Source organism: Treponema denticola (assembly GCF_024181405.1).
Lineage (GTDB): Bacteria > Spirochaetota > Spirochaetia > Treponematales > Treponemataceae > Treponema_B > Treponema_B denticola_D.
Genome location: NZ_CP051302.1, coordinates 830,727 through 847,671 on the forward strand (window position 1 = coordinate 830,727; position 16,945 = coordinate 847,671).

Below are 16,945 nucleotides of genomic sequence, written 5' to 3' on the forward strand. Positions count from 1 at the left end.
AAAATAAATATGAATATCCCTTTTTTATCCTTACAAAAAATAACTGAAAGCTTTGAACCGTCTCTCTCGCAAAAAATAAATGAAGTTATAAAAAAGGGCTGGTATATTCACGGTGAAGAATGTACGGCGTTTGAAAAAAACTTTGCACAATTTTGCGGAGTTAATCATTGTATTGGTGTAGGGAATGGTCTTGAAGCTTTGAAATTGATTCTCCGTGCTTACAAGCTGCTTGGTGTTTTTGAAGAAGGTGATGAAATTATTATTCCTGCAAACACTTTTATAGCTACTATTCTTGCAGTGAGTGCCGAAAATTTGACACCTGTCTTTGTTGAGCCGAATATAGATGACTATTTAATTGATGTAAAAAAAATAGAAGAAAAGATAACAAAAAAAACGAAGGCTATTATGCCGGTGCATTTATACGGCAGACTTTGCAATATGGAGGAGATTAGTGCTATTGCAAAGCTGCACAACTTAAAAGTTATTGAAGATGCAGCACAGGCACACGGTGCAAAACAAACCGGAAAACTAAGCGGAGCTTTCGGTGATGCTGCCGGTTTTAGCTTTTATCCGGGCAAAAATTTGGGCTGCTTAGGTGACGGCGGCTGCGTTACAACTGATGACGAAGAACTTGCAGATGTCATACGAAAATTGGCAAATTACGGCTCAAGTGTAAAATATGTGCACGAATACAAGGGAGAAAATTCCCGTCTTGATGAAATACAGGCCGCCGTCCTTTCAGTAAAACTGGAAAGGCTTGATGCGGATAATGATCGCCGCCGTCAAATCGCAGCGATGTATAATACCGGAATAAAAAACAAGACGATTATTTTACCAAAACTCCACCAAAAAGAAGAACATGTGTGGCATATTTATTGCGTTCGGCTTCAAAATAGAAAGGCACTCATTGACTATTTAAAAGATTGCGGAATAGAAACAGTTATTCATTATCCGACTCCGCCTCATAAACAAAAAGCATATAAAGAGTTTTCTCATCTTCACTTACCGATAAGTGAAAAAATACATGCAGAAGTGCTTAGTCTTCCTATGAGTCCTTTATTAACCGGTGAGGAAGTTAATTACGTAATTAAAAAAGTAAACGAATGGAAAAACTAAAACTTCTTTTTATTACGCATACTCATTCATCAGGCGGTGGGGCAGAAAAAGTGTTGACAACGTTAGTCAATAATTTAGACCGTGATAGGTATGATATAAGTATTTTTGAGCTTTTGCACTATGACATAAAAAATGAGCCGTTGTTGCCTCATATAAAATTATTAGCACCTATGGTTACAGTGCAGCAAACCCGAATTCCTTTTTATGAATATACACTCAATCAATTATTGATGTGTGAACCAACTGTAGTAAAAACTTTATATCATTTTGAAGAGTATGATATTGTAATTTCATGGATTAAAGATACTCCTTCATATTTAGCTTCTTGCTTTTGCAATTATAAAATTGCATGGACACATAGTGATATACGGTATTTATTGAATCTTAATAATTTTCCTGATATTACTTTTGAAAAGCAGCTGCAAGAAAAAATATGGGCTATACCTGAAAAAATATTTTCGGTTTCTGCAATCGCAGTAGACTCAATAATTAAAGTTTTTTCTCAGTTTAAACATAAAACTGAGATTTTTTATAATCCTATTGATATAAAAGCTGTAAAAAAACTGGCTGAAGAAAAAATTGAAACGCATATTTTTTCTAATTCAAAAACACTGATAGGTATAGGGAGACTGGATTCAAACAAAAATTTTAGTTTGTTATTGGAAACACAAAAAGTATTAAAAGATAATCATGTCGATACTCATTTAATTATTTTGGGTATAGGTGAGGAAGAAAAAATATTGAAAAAGAAAGCTGCTGCTTTGGGTATTCAAGATAGTGTTTTATTTTTAGGGTTTCAAGAAAACCCATATCCATATGTAAAGGCTGCTGATCTTCTATGTGTTTCTTCTTTTGCAGAAGCCTTTCCTACTGTAGTTTGTGAAGCTATGATATTAGGAAAACCTTTTGTTACAACAAGAGTTGCCGGGGCATCGGATGAGCTTGCTTGTGATGGAGCGTGCGGTTTTGTTTCTGATTGGGATGCAAATGATTTTGCTGAAAAAATAGAAAGAATATTATCTGATGACATTTTATATAATAAAATGTCTGAAAATTGTTTAAAGAAAATAGCTGAATTCTCGATTGATAAGGCTATTAAAAAGTTTGATTATGAAATTATGAAAGTAATTGAAAATAAAAATGGTAAAAAAATAAAAAATAATGAAATTACTTTTGTACAGGCAAAACAAAAATTTAGTCATTATTATATTTTTTTACCTATCGGTTATAACATAAAAATACAAAAAGCATTTTTTAGGTGGAAAAATACTCCTACACCAATAAATTTTTTAAAGCTTGGTTACAGGATACTAAATATTTGCGGGTACATAGTAACTATTCCGGTAAGATTAGTTTTATTGCCCACATTATGCCGAATATATAGGGATAAGCAATGCAGCAAATAATAGCATGTACAGGATACGGTGGAACTGGTAGTTCTGCCGCAACAAATATAATAGAGGAATTTAAAGATATAAAGAGCTTAGATTCGGGATTTGAGTGTACTTTTTTACATGAAAGTGATGGGTTGCATGATTTAGAGAATGCATTGCGTGAAGGTCATAGACTGAAAACTGATATGGCTATAAAAAGATTTCTGCGCCTTGCTAATATTTTAAATAAGCAAAGAGACTATCAAAAGTATTTTAATGGAAATTTTGAAAAATATTCAATCGATTATATAAATTCTATCTGCACTGCACAGTGGCAAGGAAATTGGCATCGAGGTTCCGATACTATTAAGTTTTCAAAACAAGATTTACTTTATTATAATTTGGCAAAACAAATATTTCTTAATGAATATTCATATAAAAATTATTCTTTATATGAACCTAATACTTGGCATCCTACATATCAGATGAGAAATAAGAGCTTCTATGCTTTTTTTGATGATTCTTTTTATGCTAAGACTCAAGATTATATAAAAAAACTTTTTTTGGAAGTCGGTATTCATACGGACACAAAAAAAGTTTTGGTAGATCAGTTTTTTCCTGCTTATAATATATCGGCATATTTGAAATATGCTCCGCAAACAAAAATTGTCATTGTTGACCGCGATCCGCGTGATGTTTATGTGTTAAATAAAAGCTCTTGGGGAGAGCCTTATATTCCTACTGATGATGTAAATACATTTATAAGCTGGTATAAAGGTATACGTTTTTCACAAAAAATAGAAGCTGAAAATAAAAATGTTCTTTTACTTCATTTTGAAGATCTTATTTTTGATTATGAAAATTCTTTATTAAAATTAAAAACCTTTCTTGAGTTGCGTGATGAAGAACATATAAAAAAGGGGCTTTATTTTAATCCTGAAAAATCTGCAAAAAATACATACAAATTTAAAAACTATCCTCAGTGGGAAGATGATATTTTTAAAATTGAAAAAGAGTTATCGGATTATTGCTACAACTTCCCTGACGGATTGGATAATGGTATTAAAGTTGATAAAGGTAAGCCTGTGGAAAAATATATCCAAGATTCTTATGAAATTCAAGCTAAAAAAGAACTGCCTGAAGAATATAAAAATAAGGTTTATAAGCTATTGTTTGGAATAACTTCTTTCGGCGGTGTTTGTGAAAGTTTTAATCATAGAAAGACCTTAAAAATGAAAGCTAAGGGATTTATAAAACTGTTTATGTTTTTTCCTTTTTTTTTGATTGAATTTCCATATATGATTTTCAATTATTATAACTTTAAAAAATGAAATTCAGTATAATAATTCCAATATATAACCGCAGTTTTTTTATTGATGAAACTTTATCAAGTCTTTTAAATCAGACCTATACCGATATTGAGATAATTTGTGTTGATGATTATTCTACGGATAATAGTCTTGAGAAATTAGAAACTTATGCTTTAAAAGATGACCGTATAAAAATAGTGCGGCATCAAAAAAATCTTGGACCGCATTGTGCAAGAAAAACCGGCGTAGAAAATGCTTCAGGCGATTATATTTTATTTTTAGATTGTGATGATATGCTTGAGCCTGATGCATGCAAGGTTTTGTATAGAATACTGAATATACAGCCATGCGATGTCTTAGAATTTGCTTATAAAAATGACAGAGAATTTTTGTACCCAGTCCCGTTTATTACGATAGACAATTTATTTGATAGTTTAGTATATTTTAGCAATCCGCGGGCGGGCTCTGTATGGAATAAGGCATATAAAAAAGAACTGTTACACAAAGCTTTTTCGAACATGGAAGATTTTTATTCGATCATGGGAGAAGATCTTTACGAATCGGTTATTGTTGCCTATTATACGGAAACTTATGATTTTATAAATAATATTTTACTGCACTATAATACCGATACGGGAATTTCAAATAAAAAGAATGATTTTAATGGTATAAAACGAGTGTTAGAATCAATTAAGAATACATTGAATGCTTTTCGTATTTTTTTTAATCTGTATGCGCCGGAACATAAAAATGCCGTTTTGAATATCGAAAGACAATATGTGAAATATATATTTTACTATCAAATTTTGATGCATACCGATAGATCTGATTGGAGGAAATCGCTTAATTTGCTGCCTGAATATTTTACAACTGATGCACTGCTTTCATATATAAAAAAGATAAAACAGTCAATGTTCGGCCTTCGGTATGAGCTTTTTAAGTATCAATTTAATATGAAATTAAGAAAATGGATTCCTACCCGATTGAAAGTGATAGTAAAGAAATTAATAGGCTGCTTCTAAAAAGTTTAGTTGTTAGAAGTGCTTAATATGTTTATAAGGAAATGAGGGATAAATGACTTCTAATGAAATAATCACAATTTTTACTCCGACATTTAACAGAGAAAAAACGTTAGAACGTTGTTATCAAAGTTTGTTAAAGCAAAATGATTATAATTTTATTTGGCTGGTAATTGATGACGGTTCAACAGATAATACGGCCTCGCTTATTACAAATTTTAGAGAGGCTGCTCCGTTTGCTGTTAATTATATATATCAGGAAAATGCCGGAAAGCAAGCTGCTTGGAATAAAGCTTTGGATATTTGTACAACGGAATATTTTATATGCTTGGATTCTGATGATGCTCTGATAGAAAATGCTTTAGCAAAAGTACTGCCGTATCTAAATGAGATAAAAAATGATGCAGACATTGTTGGTCTACGGTGCAATGCTGTTAATTCTCTAACCAATACGATTGACAGCGACTCTTTGTCGCCAAAACCTATTAAGGAGTCATGGTTCGAAGAAGTTGTAAATGATAAATTTGTCGGGGAAAAGTTAGATATTTTTAAAACCGATGTGTTAAGGCATTTCTATTTTCCTATCGCGAAAAATATTAAATTTATTCCTGAAAATTGGATGTATTGTTCTATTGCAAAAGCTGGGTTTTGTTTTCTTTATTTACCGGTAGCCATAAGGATATTTTATCATTACAATGATGAAAATCGATTGACCTTATCGCCTGTAGTAAAACATGCTGAAGGGCATTATATATGCCGTAGCCATTTATTGAAAATAATGCCGAAATCCGTATGGATTCGTAATCCTTTATTTTACTTAAAAACATTAATTCGGTTTGCTCAAACGGCAAGAATTACACAAAAAACTTTTAGTATGCGTAGACTTGATACCGGTTCTTTTCTTGTTGCCGTATTAAGTTTTATTCTGCAATATATAAAAGCCGGGCTTTATTCGGCCAAAATAGTGCGAGGTAATATGCCGATATATGTACTTAATCTTGAGCATAATACTGAGCGAAAAAAATATATGCAGGATATATTAAAAAATATCCCTGTGCCATATTCCTTTTTTCCTGCCGTTTATGGTAAGGAAATAAAAAATATCGATGATGTATATGATTCAAAAAAAACATTAAAAATATTGAACAGGGTGTTAAATGAAGGAGAAATAGGCTGCGCACTGAGTCATCGTCTCATTTATAAAAAAATGATCGATGAAAATATCTCCCAAGCATTAATTTTGGAAGATGATGTTTCCCTATCGCCGGAGTTTTATTCGGTTTATCGTGCTTTATCGGAAATGCCTATAGGTAATAAAATAGTATTATTAGGGACAACCGTTGCAAAGCGGATAAAAAAGGTATGGCGGAAAAAACTGACTTCCGCTCACTCAATGTATTTAGTATTGAATAATTATCCCGGTACTTATGGATATGTTATTGGGTTAGAGGCTGCAAAAAAAATATATTATCATAATGAAAAAGTTTTTATCGAAGCAGATCGCTGGAAGTATTATAGAAGATTTTCTCAGATATGGCTCGTGTCTCCATCTGTTGTTATTGCTGATGAACTGTTTCCGTCTGAGATTGGAAGTTATCTTAGACATACGCCTTAATTGCTAATATTTTGGAAGATGATGTATTAAATATTTATCTTAAAGAAATGGATATTTTTGTAGAATCTAATTGGAGGAAACATACTCTGAAATGAATTCTATAAATTATGTCAGCAATATTTATTTGGGGGATTAGATGCTCTTTAACTCTTTTAAATTTTTAATATTTTTTATAATTATAATTATTATAAATTTTATTTTTACTCAAAAAGTCAAAAAGCCTTTTTTTACTCAGTGTTTTTTGCTTCTAGCTTCTTTATATTTTTATATGTCGTGGAACCCTAAGTATATAATCTTGATTATTACTTCAATTATTATAACATATACATCGGGAATATTAATGGAAACATATAATCATAGAAAAAAACTATTTCTTATTACATCACTTATTTTAAATCTTTTGATTTTATTTTTCTTTAAATATTTGAATTTTAGCTTTGAAATACTTCAAAATTTTTTAACATTATTCGGTATTAGAATCTCTACTCCAAATTTTAATTTTTTGTTGCCGGTTGGAATTTCTTTTTATACTTTTCAAGCTTTGGGATATACGATTGATGTATACCGAGGTACTGTGAAAGCTGAAAAGAATTTTATTACTTACGCACTATTTGTTACTTTTTTTCCTCAGCTTGTTGCCGGCCCTATCGAGAGAACAGAACATTTATTACCGCAGTTTAAGCAAAATCATTTATTTGATGTTGATATGGCTGCAAGCGGATTAAAGCTTGCTGCTTGGGGGCTATTTCAGAAAATGGTTATAGCAGATAGATTGGCTGTTTATGTAAATTCTGTTTACGCCGATATTTCAGCATATAATTCACTTGCCGTATTATTAAGTGTTTTCTTTTTCTCATTTCAGATATTATGCGATTTTGCGGGTTATTCAAATATTGCAATAGGAGTTGCTAGAATTCTTGGCTTTAATTTAATGAAAAATTTTAATGCTCCATATCTTTCAGTATCAGTAAATGATTTTTGGAAGCGATGGCATATTTCTTTATCGTCATATTTTCGCGATTATGTGTATATTCCTTTGGGTGGAAATAGAGTAGGTAAATATAGACATTTATTAAATATTTTTATTACATTTATAATAAGCGGGATATGGCATGGGGCCGGTTGGAATTTTATCTGTTGGGGTTTTTTACATGCTATCTATCAAATTTTTAGTAGTCTTACTGTAAATATTAGAGAAAAAATAAGAACTTTTTTTAAAATCCCTGTTTCTAGTTTGCCTATACATATTATTAAAATATTTATTACTTTTATTTTTATTACATTTGCATGGATTTTTTTTAGAGCTGATACTATTTCTGATGCTCTATTAATAATAAAGAAAATCACTTATTTCCCTTCTGATTTGATGATCATGTTTAATGAGTTTAGTGTATATGGTGTAATAGGGGGTATTAAAAAGGGATTGTTTTTAACAACAATAATTGAGCAAGGAATTTTTGCTATCAATGGTTTCGGTATAGTGGAGTTGTCTATTTCCTTTTTTGTGATATTGGTTTTAATTTTAAGTGATATTTTCAGGCAAAAAGACAGTCTGCTTTTTAGAGTAAAAAATATGCCGCCAATCTGTAGATTTATTATGTACTATTTTTTTATTTTGTTTATAATATTTTTTGGTATGTATACGAATAATCAGTTTATTTATTTTCAATTTTAAAAGGATTAATTATGAAGCGTTTTTTTATAAAGTTATGTATTATGATTTGTCTTGTATTAGGAACTCTGCTTCTTGCAAATGAATTATATAAACATTCATATCATTATAAAAATAAAGCCGGTTTGAATAAATTTGATGCTATACCTGATGGAATTGAAATAGCAAATGTCGGTTCAAGCCATGGATTTTATAATTTTAATTATAGTAATTGTAGTGAATATGTTACGTTTAATTTTGGTCTTACTGGTCAACGGCATTTTTATAGCTTGCAAATTTTGAAAACATATAAGAATAAATTGAAAAAAAAAGCAGTGATACTTATTCCGATTTCATATTTGGAAATTAAGACAGCTTCATCTCCTTACTTTGATAGTCAGCTGCCGTTTTATTATAGAATTGTTGATTGGAAATATTTGCATAAAAATACTTTTAGAGATATGTTATTATCGTATTATTTCCCGATTTTTGTTACCGATAAGCCTTATAAAGCTTTACTTATGGGTTTAAAAGAAAAAGACGGTGATTCGGAATATGTAACTATTCAATATAAAAAGGCAAGTGATAATATGGCCGAAGTAACAGCGTGGGCTAAAAACGACTATGAATCATGGATGGAAGACTTTAATAACTCTGATGGGCTTGAAGAGAATTTATCGGCGCTTTCTAATTTAATTGACTTTTGTCTCGATAATGATCTTATTCCGGTGCTCGTTACAACCCCTTTATCGCAAGCCTTAAATTCATATTTTGATAATGATGAAAATTTTATGAGTGTTTTTAATTTATTTATAAAAAAAATAACGAGTAAATATCCTGAAGTGCATTATTTTAATTATTCTCATGATGACGAATTTCAAAATAATTACTCTTTATTTTTTGATGCAAATCATTTAAATGTTTATGGCTCAAAAATATTTACAGATAAATTAATCAGTGAATTAATTAGTGATAATATTTTAAAATAGGATTTATTTTATCTATGTTAAATTTTTTATATATGATTTTTATATACCCTGTATATATGTTTGTTGAGTTTGTGTTTTTTCTTGCAAACAATATAACGGATGATTATATAGGTTTTTCTATTATTTTGTTAAGCGTCACGGTAAATGTAATTTGCTTACCGATATATAACGTTGCCGAAAAATGGCAGGAAAAAGAGCGAGATATCCAAAAAAAATTAAAGCCGAAAATCCGTGATATAAAAGCTGTTTTTAAAGGCGATGAACGGTATATGATGCTTTCTGCTTATTATAGGCAAAATCAGTATCATCCGCTATATGCAATGCGTGGTATGTTTGCACTGCTTATTCAAATACCTTTTTTTATTGCTGCATATAAGCTCTTATCGGGTTTGCCGATGCTTAATAACGCATCGTTTTGGTTTTTAAAAGATTTGGGGAATCCGGATGGTTTATTGCATATAGCCGGTAGAAATGTGAATGCCTTGCCAATAGTCATGACAGTCATAAATATTTCTGCATCTGCTGTGTATTCAAAAGGCTTAGACATAAAAGAGAAATTTCAGCTGTATATTACTGCTGCCGTTTTTCTTGTTTTATTGTACAATTCGCCTTCAGGATTAGTATTCTACTGGACATTAAACAATATTTTTTCGCTTTTTAAAAATATTTTTTATAGAATAAAATTGAGCAAAAAAATATGGTACATTATTGCTGCACTATTTTTTGTTTCTCTTACAGTTATAACTAAAAATAGCACTTCAAAATTACGGCCGTTAGTTATTATGGAGTTTTTTACTGCTCTTATATTATTTGTGCCTATAATATGGATAGTTGTGTCCAAATTTTTACTTAAAAATATCAGATCCGTCTTTTATGATGACAAAGAACGCTTCTCTCTTTTTTTACAAACCTCTATCGCTCTGTTTATGTTTTTAGGTTTGGTAATTCCTACAGCTACTATTGCAAGTTCTCCGCAAGAATTTGTTAATTTTGAAAATATTTCTAATCCTTTCATTATCCTTTTTTATACCGCTGTGCAAAGTATCGGCTGTTTATTTTGGCTTGTGTGTCTCTATAAGTTATTTCAGAAAAAAGTACAAATTTCTTTTACATTCGGTTCTATTATAGTGCTTGCGGTTGCAATGATCAATGCTTATCTTTTTAAAGATAAATACGTCAGCATCAATAATCTGCTTATGTTTTCTGATTCAGGAAAGTTGCGGCATACGCAGTATGAGCTTATAATAAATTTATTGGCGATGGGAATAACGAGTATTATTGTATTTTTTATACTTTATTCTGGTATTATAAAAAAATATATCGGTACGGTATTAAAAATACTGCTTATTTCTTTTGTTGCCCTTACGACGGTCTCCTCAATCACAATTTATAAAGAGGTTCGTTCTATGCGCTCTACTGTCAATGCGGAACCTTTGTCCGATAAGGCGTATCGAATAAGTAAAACAGGGAAAAATATCTTTATATTCATGTTAGATCGCTCTATGAATTTTTTTATTGATCCTATATTTGAGTCTTCCGAACTAGTAAAAAAAGAATATACCGGATTTACAGTTTTTGAAAATAGTGTTGCCTTCGGTTTAAGTACCAATTTCAGTACTCCGTCATTATTTGGTGGTTATGAATACACCCCCGAAAAGATTGATGCCCGTAAAGATGAGTTGTTAGTCGATAAACACAATGAAGCATTAAGTGTGTTACCACGCCTTTTTAGCGAACATAATTGGTGTGTTAGCTTTACTGATCCATCATGGCTCAATTATTCTTGGATTCCCGATCTTTCGGTATTTAAGAAATATAATATGAGAGCAAAAAATATTGATGGGAATGGAATATATACGAATGACTTTCTTAAACACACAGTCCATGGTTCGGTTCCTCAGTCAAAAATATATGGAATTCGCCGTAATATGTTGTATTTTTCTTTGTTTAAAATTTTACCGCTTGAAGTACGGCGGATATTTTATGCAAATGGAATGTACGGCGGTGTGGGTGTCCCTATTTATTCCGCTGCGTTTATGAATGCCTATTCTGCTTTAGAGAATATTACGGAAGAAGTTGAATTTGTAGAAAATAAAAATTGCATAAATATAATCGTTAATAATGTGACACATGAGCCTCCTCGAAGAGATACTATGCAGATGATCGGAAAGAATTTTTTAATTCCGATAGCAGAACGTTATTGTCTTAATGAAACAACAGAAAGTCATTTTTATTCTAATTATCTGGCACATGAATCTTGTGCACACTTTTTTAGTTTTTTGAAAAAAAATGGGTGTTGGCATAATTCCCGTATAATTATTGTAGGAGATCATGGAGGTGGCGGTATACGTACGAATGGCATGAAATTTATTGATGATTTCTTGGCTTCGGGTTCTTATTTTTCACCTGAAGCTTTGATCCCGTTAATTATGATGAAAGATTTCGATTCAGATGGGGCATTAAAAAAAGATTATACATTTATGACGTTAGCTGATATTCCGGCTTTAACTACCAAAGATTTTCCGCCCGAATTACAAGAGAATCCGTTTACAGGGGAAAAATTTCTTGATACCCAAGATAAAGCGGTTATAAAAGCGGTAAGTTTGGGAAACTGGCATGCAAATCATCAATTAAAATCTACGCAGTTTGAGGTCGATAGTTGGACTTTTATAAAAGACAATGTCTATGATCCTGCTTGTTGGAGTAGAACAAATTTTAATACTAAATAATGCATGTGGAAAGGAGTGTTGCTATGATTCCATTATTGTATATTGATCCCGGGACTGGAAGTATTTTATTTTCTATTGTGATAGGTCTTATTACAACATTGTATTTTGTAGCAAAAACAGTTTTTATAAAGCTAAAGATTGCTGTATATAAAGATAAGGCAAGAGTTTCAGGTAATAAAAATACTATTGTAATTTATTCGGAAGGCAAGCGTTATTGGAATGTATTTGCTCCTATCTGCAATGAGTTTGAAAGACATCAAACAGAAGTCATTTTTTATACTTCATCGGAAGATGATCCTGTGTTTTTTCAGAACTATACATATATAAAACCTGAATATATTGGTAAGGGGAATAGAGCTTTTGCTCGGCTGAATATGCTTGAAGCTGCTATCTGTTTGATGACAACGCCTGGGCTGGATGTATATCAACTGAAGCGTTCGAAGCATGTCAAGCATTACAGCCATATTCTTCATGCGCTCGATGATGCTACAAGTTACAGGCTTTTTGGCCTTGATTATTTTGATTCAGTCCTTTTATCAGGTGAGTATCAGATTAATGGAATAAGAGAGCTTGAAGATTTGCGCGGAATAAAGAAAAAAGAATTATGCGTGGTGGGCTGTCCTTATTTGGATGTACTTAAGGAAAAATTGAAGGATTTACCTCGGCAAAATGAAGCTTTTACAGTTTTGATAGCTCCTTCATGGGGTGCAAACGGTATTCTTTCCAAATATGGAGAAAAGCTACTTACGCCTCTTGTAGAAACGGGATGGAGTATTATTGTTCGTCCACATCCTCAAAGTAAGACCGCTGAGTCCGATATGCTAAAAAAATTAAAAGAAAAGTATAAGGTAAATAGTAATCTTTCTTGGGATTATGAGCCTGAAAATATTACTTCTCTTTCAAAGGCCGATATAATGATTTCCGATTTTTCGAGTGTTATTTTTGACTATTGCTTTTTATTTGACAAGCCGTTTTTATACTGCAATAACGAATTCGATCATCGCCCCTATGACTCAGGAGATTTAAAAGAGCTGCCATGGAAGTTTTCCATATTAAAAGATATTGGAAAGGAATTAAAATCTACAGATTTTACTGATATAAGAAAAATTATTCAAGAAACTTGCGAAAGTTCTACCTTAAAAGAAAACAGATTAAAAGCTAAAGATACTGCATGGCAAAATAGAGGACTCGCAGGACAGAAGGCTTATGAATTTTTAATGGAGATTAAAAGAACATGCTAGATTTTTTGTATACAATATTTATTTATCCTGTATACATGTTTGTAGAGTTTATATTGTTTATAGTAAATAATGTAAGTATGGAGCCGCCTCAGGGAGAAAATAAAAAATGATTCCAAAGGTAATTCATTATTGTTGGTTTGGAGGAAATCCTTTACCGGAAACAGCCCTTAGGTGTATTGAGTCATGGAAAAAATACTGTCCGGACTACGAGATTAAAGAATGGAATGAAAAAAACTATGATGTAAATAAAATTATTTACACAGCTCAAGCGTATCAGGCAAAAAAATACGCATTCGTAAGTGATTATGCTCGGTTTGATATTTTGTATCAACATGGCGGTATATATTTTGATACGGATGTTGAAGTAATTAAACCCATTGATGAAATTATTGAAAAAGGTGCTTTTTTCGGTATGGAAACCATTGGAACTGTAAATCCGGGTTTAGGCATTGCAGCCTTTGCAGGAGATCCGCTTTATGCCGAAATTTTAAAATCTTATGAGAAATCATCTTTCTTTAAACCTAATGGTAAACCTGATCTTACAACAATTGTAGAACGTGTTACAGGTATATTGTGCAAACATGGTTTTTTAAAAGAAAATAAAATACAATTAGTAAAAAATATTAGTATATATCCTATTGATTATTTTAATCCTAAGGATCCAAGGACAGGTATAATCAGTATAACTTCTAATACATATACTATTCACCACTTTGATGCAAGTTGGACTACTCCTTTAAGAAAGAAATATATAAAATATTCTAAATTTTTAATTCCCAAGATAGGGTATATTATAACTAATATTATTTTATCACCGATGCGTATCATGTGCATTCTCCAAGAGGTCGGTTTTATGGGGTTGATTAAAAAATTCATCGGCCGTTATTAGAAACTGGAGCAGGGTATAAATATGAAAATCTTACACATAATTACTAACACTGAACTCGGCGGGGCTCAAACCGTATGTATTTCTTTGGCCAATATGGCTTCTGATGAGGGAAATACCGTTGCTGTAGCTTCAATGAATGGCGGATATCTATGGGATAATTTAAGTTCTTCGGTTATTCAATTTAAGATTAAAAATATGATAAAGGCTATTAGATTGTTACCGGATTTGAAATGCTATTTTGAGCTAAAAAAGGTAATTAATGAATTTGCCCCCGATATTATTCATCTACATTCAAGTAAGGCCGGAACCTTAGGCCGTCTTGCGGGCTTTAAATATAGAAAAAAAATAATTTATACTGTGCACGGTTTTGATTCCATCCGTCTCCATCATAGAATTTTTTTACCGCTTGAACGTTTTTTACAAAGATTCTGCGGTGCAATAGTTGCAGTTTCTAAATATGACGAAAAAAAATTATATAAAGAAAAAATTACTAAAAATATCAAGACAATTTACAATGGTATAAGTTTAAATTCTGTTGATTCTCCGAAACCTTTTGACTCCTCTTCATATAAAAAAGTTATTATGACAATAGCCCGTATTTCCAGGCAAAAACGATTTGAAAGTTTTTTATCTATTGCTTCAGATCCTGTAATGAAAGATTACCTCTTTGTCTGGGTCGGCGGTTCTGCCGAAAAATCGATGGATGAGATAAAAAAAGACTATTCTATCCCTTCCAATGTTTTATTGCTTGGAGACTATCCAAATGCATCAAGCCTTTTGCCGTATTGTGATCTTTTCGTCTTATTTAGCAACTATGAGGGGCTTCCAATGACGATACTCGAAGCTATGGCTTATAAAAAGGCTATAGTTGCATCAAATGTAGGCGGGATTTCTGAGTTAGTTGATGTTACAAATGGTGCTCTAATTGAAACCGATGACGGTGCCGTTGAGGCAATAGGTGATATCTTGCAAGATGACGAAAAAAAGGCTAAAATGGGAAAAGCTTCATTTGAAAAATTTTCAAAGTTTTTTACTTTGGATATTATGTGGAAAAATTATCGTAGTTTATATAAAGAGATTACAAAGGATTAAAACAAATGCACATAGCAATAATAGGCGGTTCCGGTTTTATAGGGACAAGACTAACAAAGAGGCTTTTAGCGTCCGGACATAAAATTAAAATTCTTGATAAACAGGATAGTAAATACTATCCCAACTTGAGAGTCTTTGCTGATGTAAGGGATATAGATTCTTTAAAAAAAGAATTATCCTCTAGCCTAGACTGCGTTATCAACTTGGCGGCTGAACATCGCGATGATGTTGAACCTAAAAGCTTATATGATGAAGTAAATGTTGACGGTGCGGAAAATGTATGCAAGGTCTGTTCGGAATTGGGAATAAAAAAAATTATTTTTACAAGCTCTGTTGCGGTATACGGTTTTGCACCTTTAAATACGAACGAAACAGGTAAAATAAATTATTTTAATGATTACGGTAGAACAAAATGGTTCGCTGAAGGGAAATATCGTGCGTGGCTTGAAAACGATAACGAAAATTCGCTTACGATAATTCGTCCTACCGTTGTATTCGGCGAGCAAAATAGGGGCAATGTTTATAATCTATTAAGACAAATCAGTTCAGGCTTTTTCCCATTTGTCGGAAACGGTAAAAATAAAAAATCAATGGCCTATGTTGAAAACGTAGCTGCCTTTATCGAATTTTCTTTAAATAACGGTCCCGGAGAACACTTATTTAACTATATCGATAAACCTGACTTTGATATGAATTCTCTTACTAATGAAGTTTATAAAATCTTAGGAAATGAGAATCATAAAATTTTTCATTGGCCTTATTGGTTGGGCTATTTCGGTGGTTTTTGTTTTGACTTACTTGCCAAAATATCGAGAAAAAAATTAGCAATCAGTTCAATCAGAGTCAAAAAATTCTGTGCCGATACTCTTTTTGATTCGGTAAATATTCCAAAAACTGGATTTAAGGCTCCGGTTTCCTTGGCTGACGGTTTAAGTAATACGGTAAGGTATGAATTTATCGATAAGATTCAAGATCATGTTTTTCATACCGAGTAGAAACTGATTATACTTTTTTATATTATCACTTTTTGTATAGAGGTTTTTATGAAGGCAATAATTTTAGCAGGAGGGGCCGGAACCCGTTTATATCCGCTTACTAAGGCTGTTTCAAAACAAATTTTACCCATGTATGATAAACCCATGATTTATTATCCCTTGTCGGTTATGATGCTTGCCGGTATACGTGAGGTTTTAATTATATCTACACCGCGGGATATAGGACTTTTTAAGGAGCTTTTCGGTGATGGAAATTGGTTGGGTATGAAGTTTGAGTATGCCTTTCAAGATAAACCTCGAGGGCTTGCTGATGCCTTCATAGTGGGTGAAAAGTTCATCGGTTCTGATTCTTGTGCTTTGGTCTTGGGCGATAATATCTTTTATGGAAGAGGTTTCAGCAGCACCTTGGCGGATGCAGTTTCCTCCATAAAAAATAATGGAGGAGCTTTAATTTTCGGTTATTATGTTAAAGATCCGAGAGCTTACGGAGTTGTTGATTTTGATGATGAAGGAAATGTTTTGAATATTGAGGAGAAGCCTCAAAATCCAAAGTCAAATTATGCAATCCCAGGCTTATATTTTTATGATAATGAAGTAATTCAAATTGCAAAATCGGTTAAACCTTCGGCTAGAGGCGAGATTGAAATTACATCCGTAAATAATGCTTACCTGACTATGGGAAAATTAAGAGTTGAAAAGCTGGGCCGCGGCATGGCATGGCTTGATACGGGAACTTATGACGGCCTTTTGGAAGCCTCAAATTTTATAGCAACGATTCAAAAAAGACAGGGAATGTATGTTTCCTGTATAGAAGAAATAGCTTATTTACAAAAATGGATTTCAAAGACTCAGCTTTTAGATTTATCTTCTTCCTATAATAATGAATATGGCGATTATCTAAAATATATTGCGGAAAATTGTTAAGT

The 16,945-nt window shown here is 32.1% G+C and carries 13 protein-coding genes; all 13 read left to right on the plus strand.

Annotation, left to right across the window (positions count from 1 at the left end; all coding sequences use genetic code 11):
• Positions 1-9: 9 nt before the first annotated feature.
• The 13 genes from HGJ18_RS03810 to rfbA all read left to right on the plus strand — a co-directional run bounded on the left by HGJ18_RS03810 (position 10) and on the right by rfbA (position 16,943).
• Entirely contained in the window at positions 10-1,116 is a 1,107-nt protein-coding gene (locus tag HGJ18_RS03810; protein ID WP_253697748.1) for a DegT/DnrJ/EryC1/StrS family aminotransferase, read from the plus strand.
• Positions 1,104-2,522, plus strand: a complete 1,419-nt coding sequence (locus HGJ18_RS03815) for a glycosyltransferase (RefSeq protein ID WP_253697749.1) — start codon at positions 1,104-1,106, stop codon at positions 2,520-2,522. The genes HGJ18_RS03810 and HGJ18_RS03815 overlap by 13 nt, the downstream gene beginning before the upstream one ends.
• Positions 2,510-3,820 carry a sulfotransferase family protein gene (locus HGJ18_RS03820; protein WP_253697750.1) on the plus strand — a complete coding sequence of 437 codons (1,311 nt, stop codon included), beginning with the start codon at positions 2,510-2,512 and terminating at the stop codon, positions 3,818-3,820. Before HGJ18_RS03815 ends, HGJ18_RS03820 begins: the two co-directional genes overlap by 13 nt.
• Positions 3,817-4,821 carry a glycosyltransferase family 2 protein gene (locus HGJ18_RS03825; RefSeq protein WP_253697752.1) on the plus strand — a complete coding sequence of 335 codons (1,005 nt, stop codon included), beginning with the start codon at positions 3,817-3,819 and terminating at the stop codon, positions 4,819-4,821. Before HGJ18_RS03820 ends, HGJ18_RS03825 begins: the two co-directional genes overlap by 4 nt.
• Positions 4,822-4,873: 52 nt before the next feature.
• Positions 4,874-6,433: a glycosyltransferase family 25 protein gene (locus HGJ18_RS03830; protein ID WP_253697753.1), complete on the plus strand. Its 1,560-nt coding sequence runs from the start codon at positions 4,874-4,876 to the stop codon at positions 6,431-6,433.
• Between the two features lie 268 nt (positions 6,434-6,701).
• Positions 6,702-8,108: an MBOAT family O-acyltransferase gene (locus HGJ18_RS03835; protein ID WP_436411287.1), complete on the plus strand. Its 1,407-nt coding sequence runs from the start codon at positions 6,702-6,704 to the stop codon at positions 8,106-8,108.
• 11 nt (positions 8,109-8,119) lie between these two features.
• A complete protein-coding gene (locus HGJ18_RS03840) occupies positions 8,120-9,073 on the plus strand; it encodes a hypothetical protein (RefSeq protein ID WP_253697756.1) in 954 nt (317 codons plus the stop codon).
• Between the two features lie 14 nt (positions 9,074-9,087).
• The gene (locus HGJ18_RS03845) at positions 9,088-11,802 is read left to right on the plus strand and encodes a YidC/Oxa1 family membrane protein insertase (RefSeq protein ID WP_253697757.1); all 2,715 of its coding nucleotides are present in this window, start codon (positions 9,088-9,090) and stop codon (positions 11,800-11,802) included.
• 23 nt (positions 11,803-11,825) lie between these two features.
• Positions 11,826-13,043, plus strand: coding sequence for a CDP-glycerol glycerophosphotransferase family protein (locus HGJ18_RS03850; protein WP_253697758.1), 1,218 nt, complete (start codon positions 11,826-11,828; stop codon positions 13,041-13,043).
• Between the two features lie 106 nt (positions 13,044-13,149).
• Positions 13,150-13,932 carry a glycosyltransferase family 32 protein gene (locus HGJ18_RS03855; protein ID WP_253697759.1) on the plus strand — a complete coding sequence of 261 codons (783 nt, stop codon included), beginning with the start codon at positions 13,150-13,152 and terminating at the stop codon, positions 13,930-13,932.
• A gap of 21 nt (positions 13,933-13,953) precedes the next feature.
• A complete protein-coding gene (locus tag HGJ18_RS03860; protein WP_253697760.1) occupies positions 13,954-15,024 on the plus strand; it encodes a glycosyltransferase in 1,071 nt (356 codons plus the stop codon).
• 5 nt (positions 15,025-15,029) lie between these two features.
• Complete coding sequence (locus HGJ18_RS03865) at positions 15,030-16,019, plus strand: NAD-dependent epimerase/dehydratase family protein (protein ID WP_253697761.1); 990 nt, start codon at positions 15,030-15,032, stop codon at positions 16,017-16,019.
• A 48-nt stretch (positions 16,020-16,067) separates the two neighbouring features.
• Positions 16,068-16,943, plus strand: a complete 876-nt coding sequence (gene rfbA, locus HGJ18_RS03870; RefSeq protein ID WP_253697762.1) for a glucose-1-phosphate thymidylyltransferase RfbA — start codon at positions 16,068-16,070, stop codon at positions 16,941-16,943.
• The last annotated feature ends 2 nt before the right edge of the window (positions 16,944-16,945 follow it).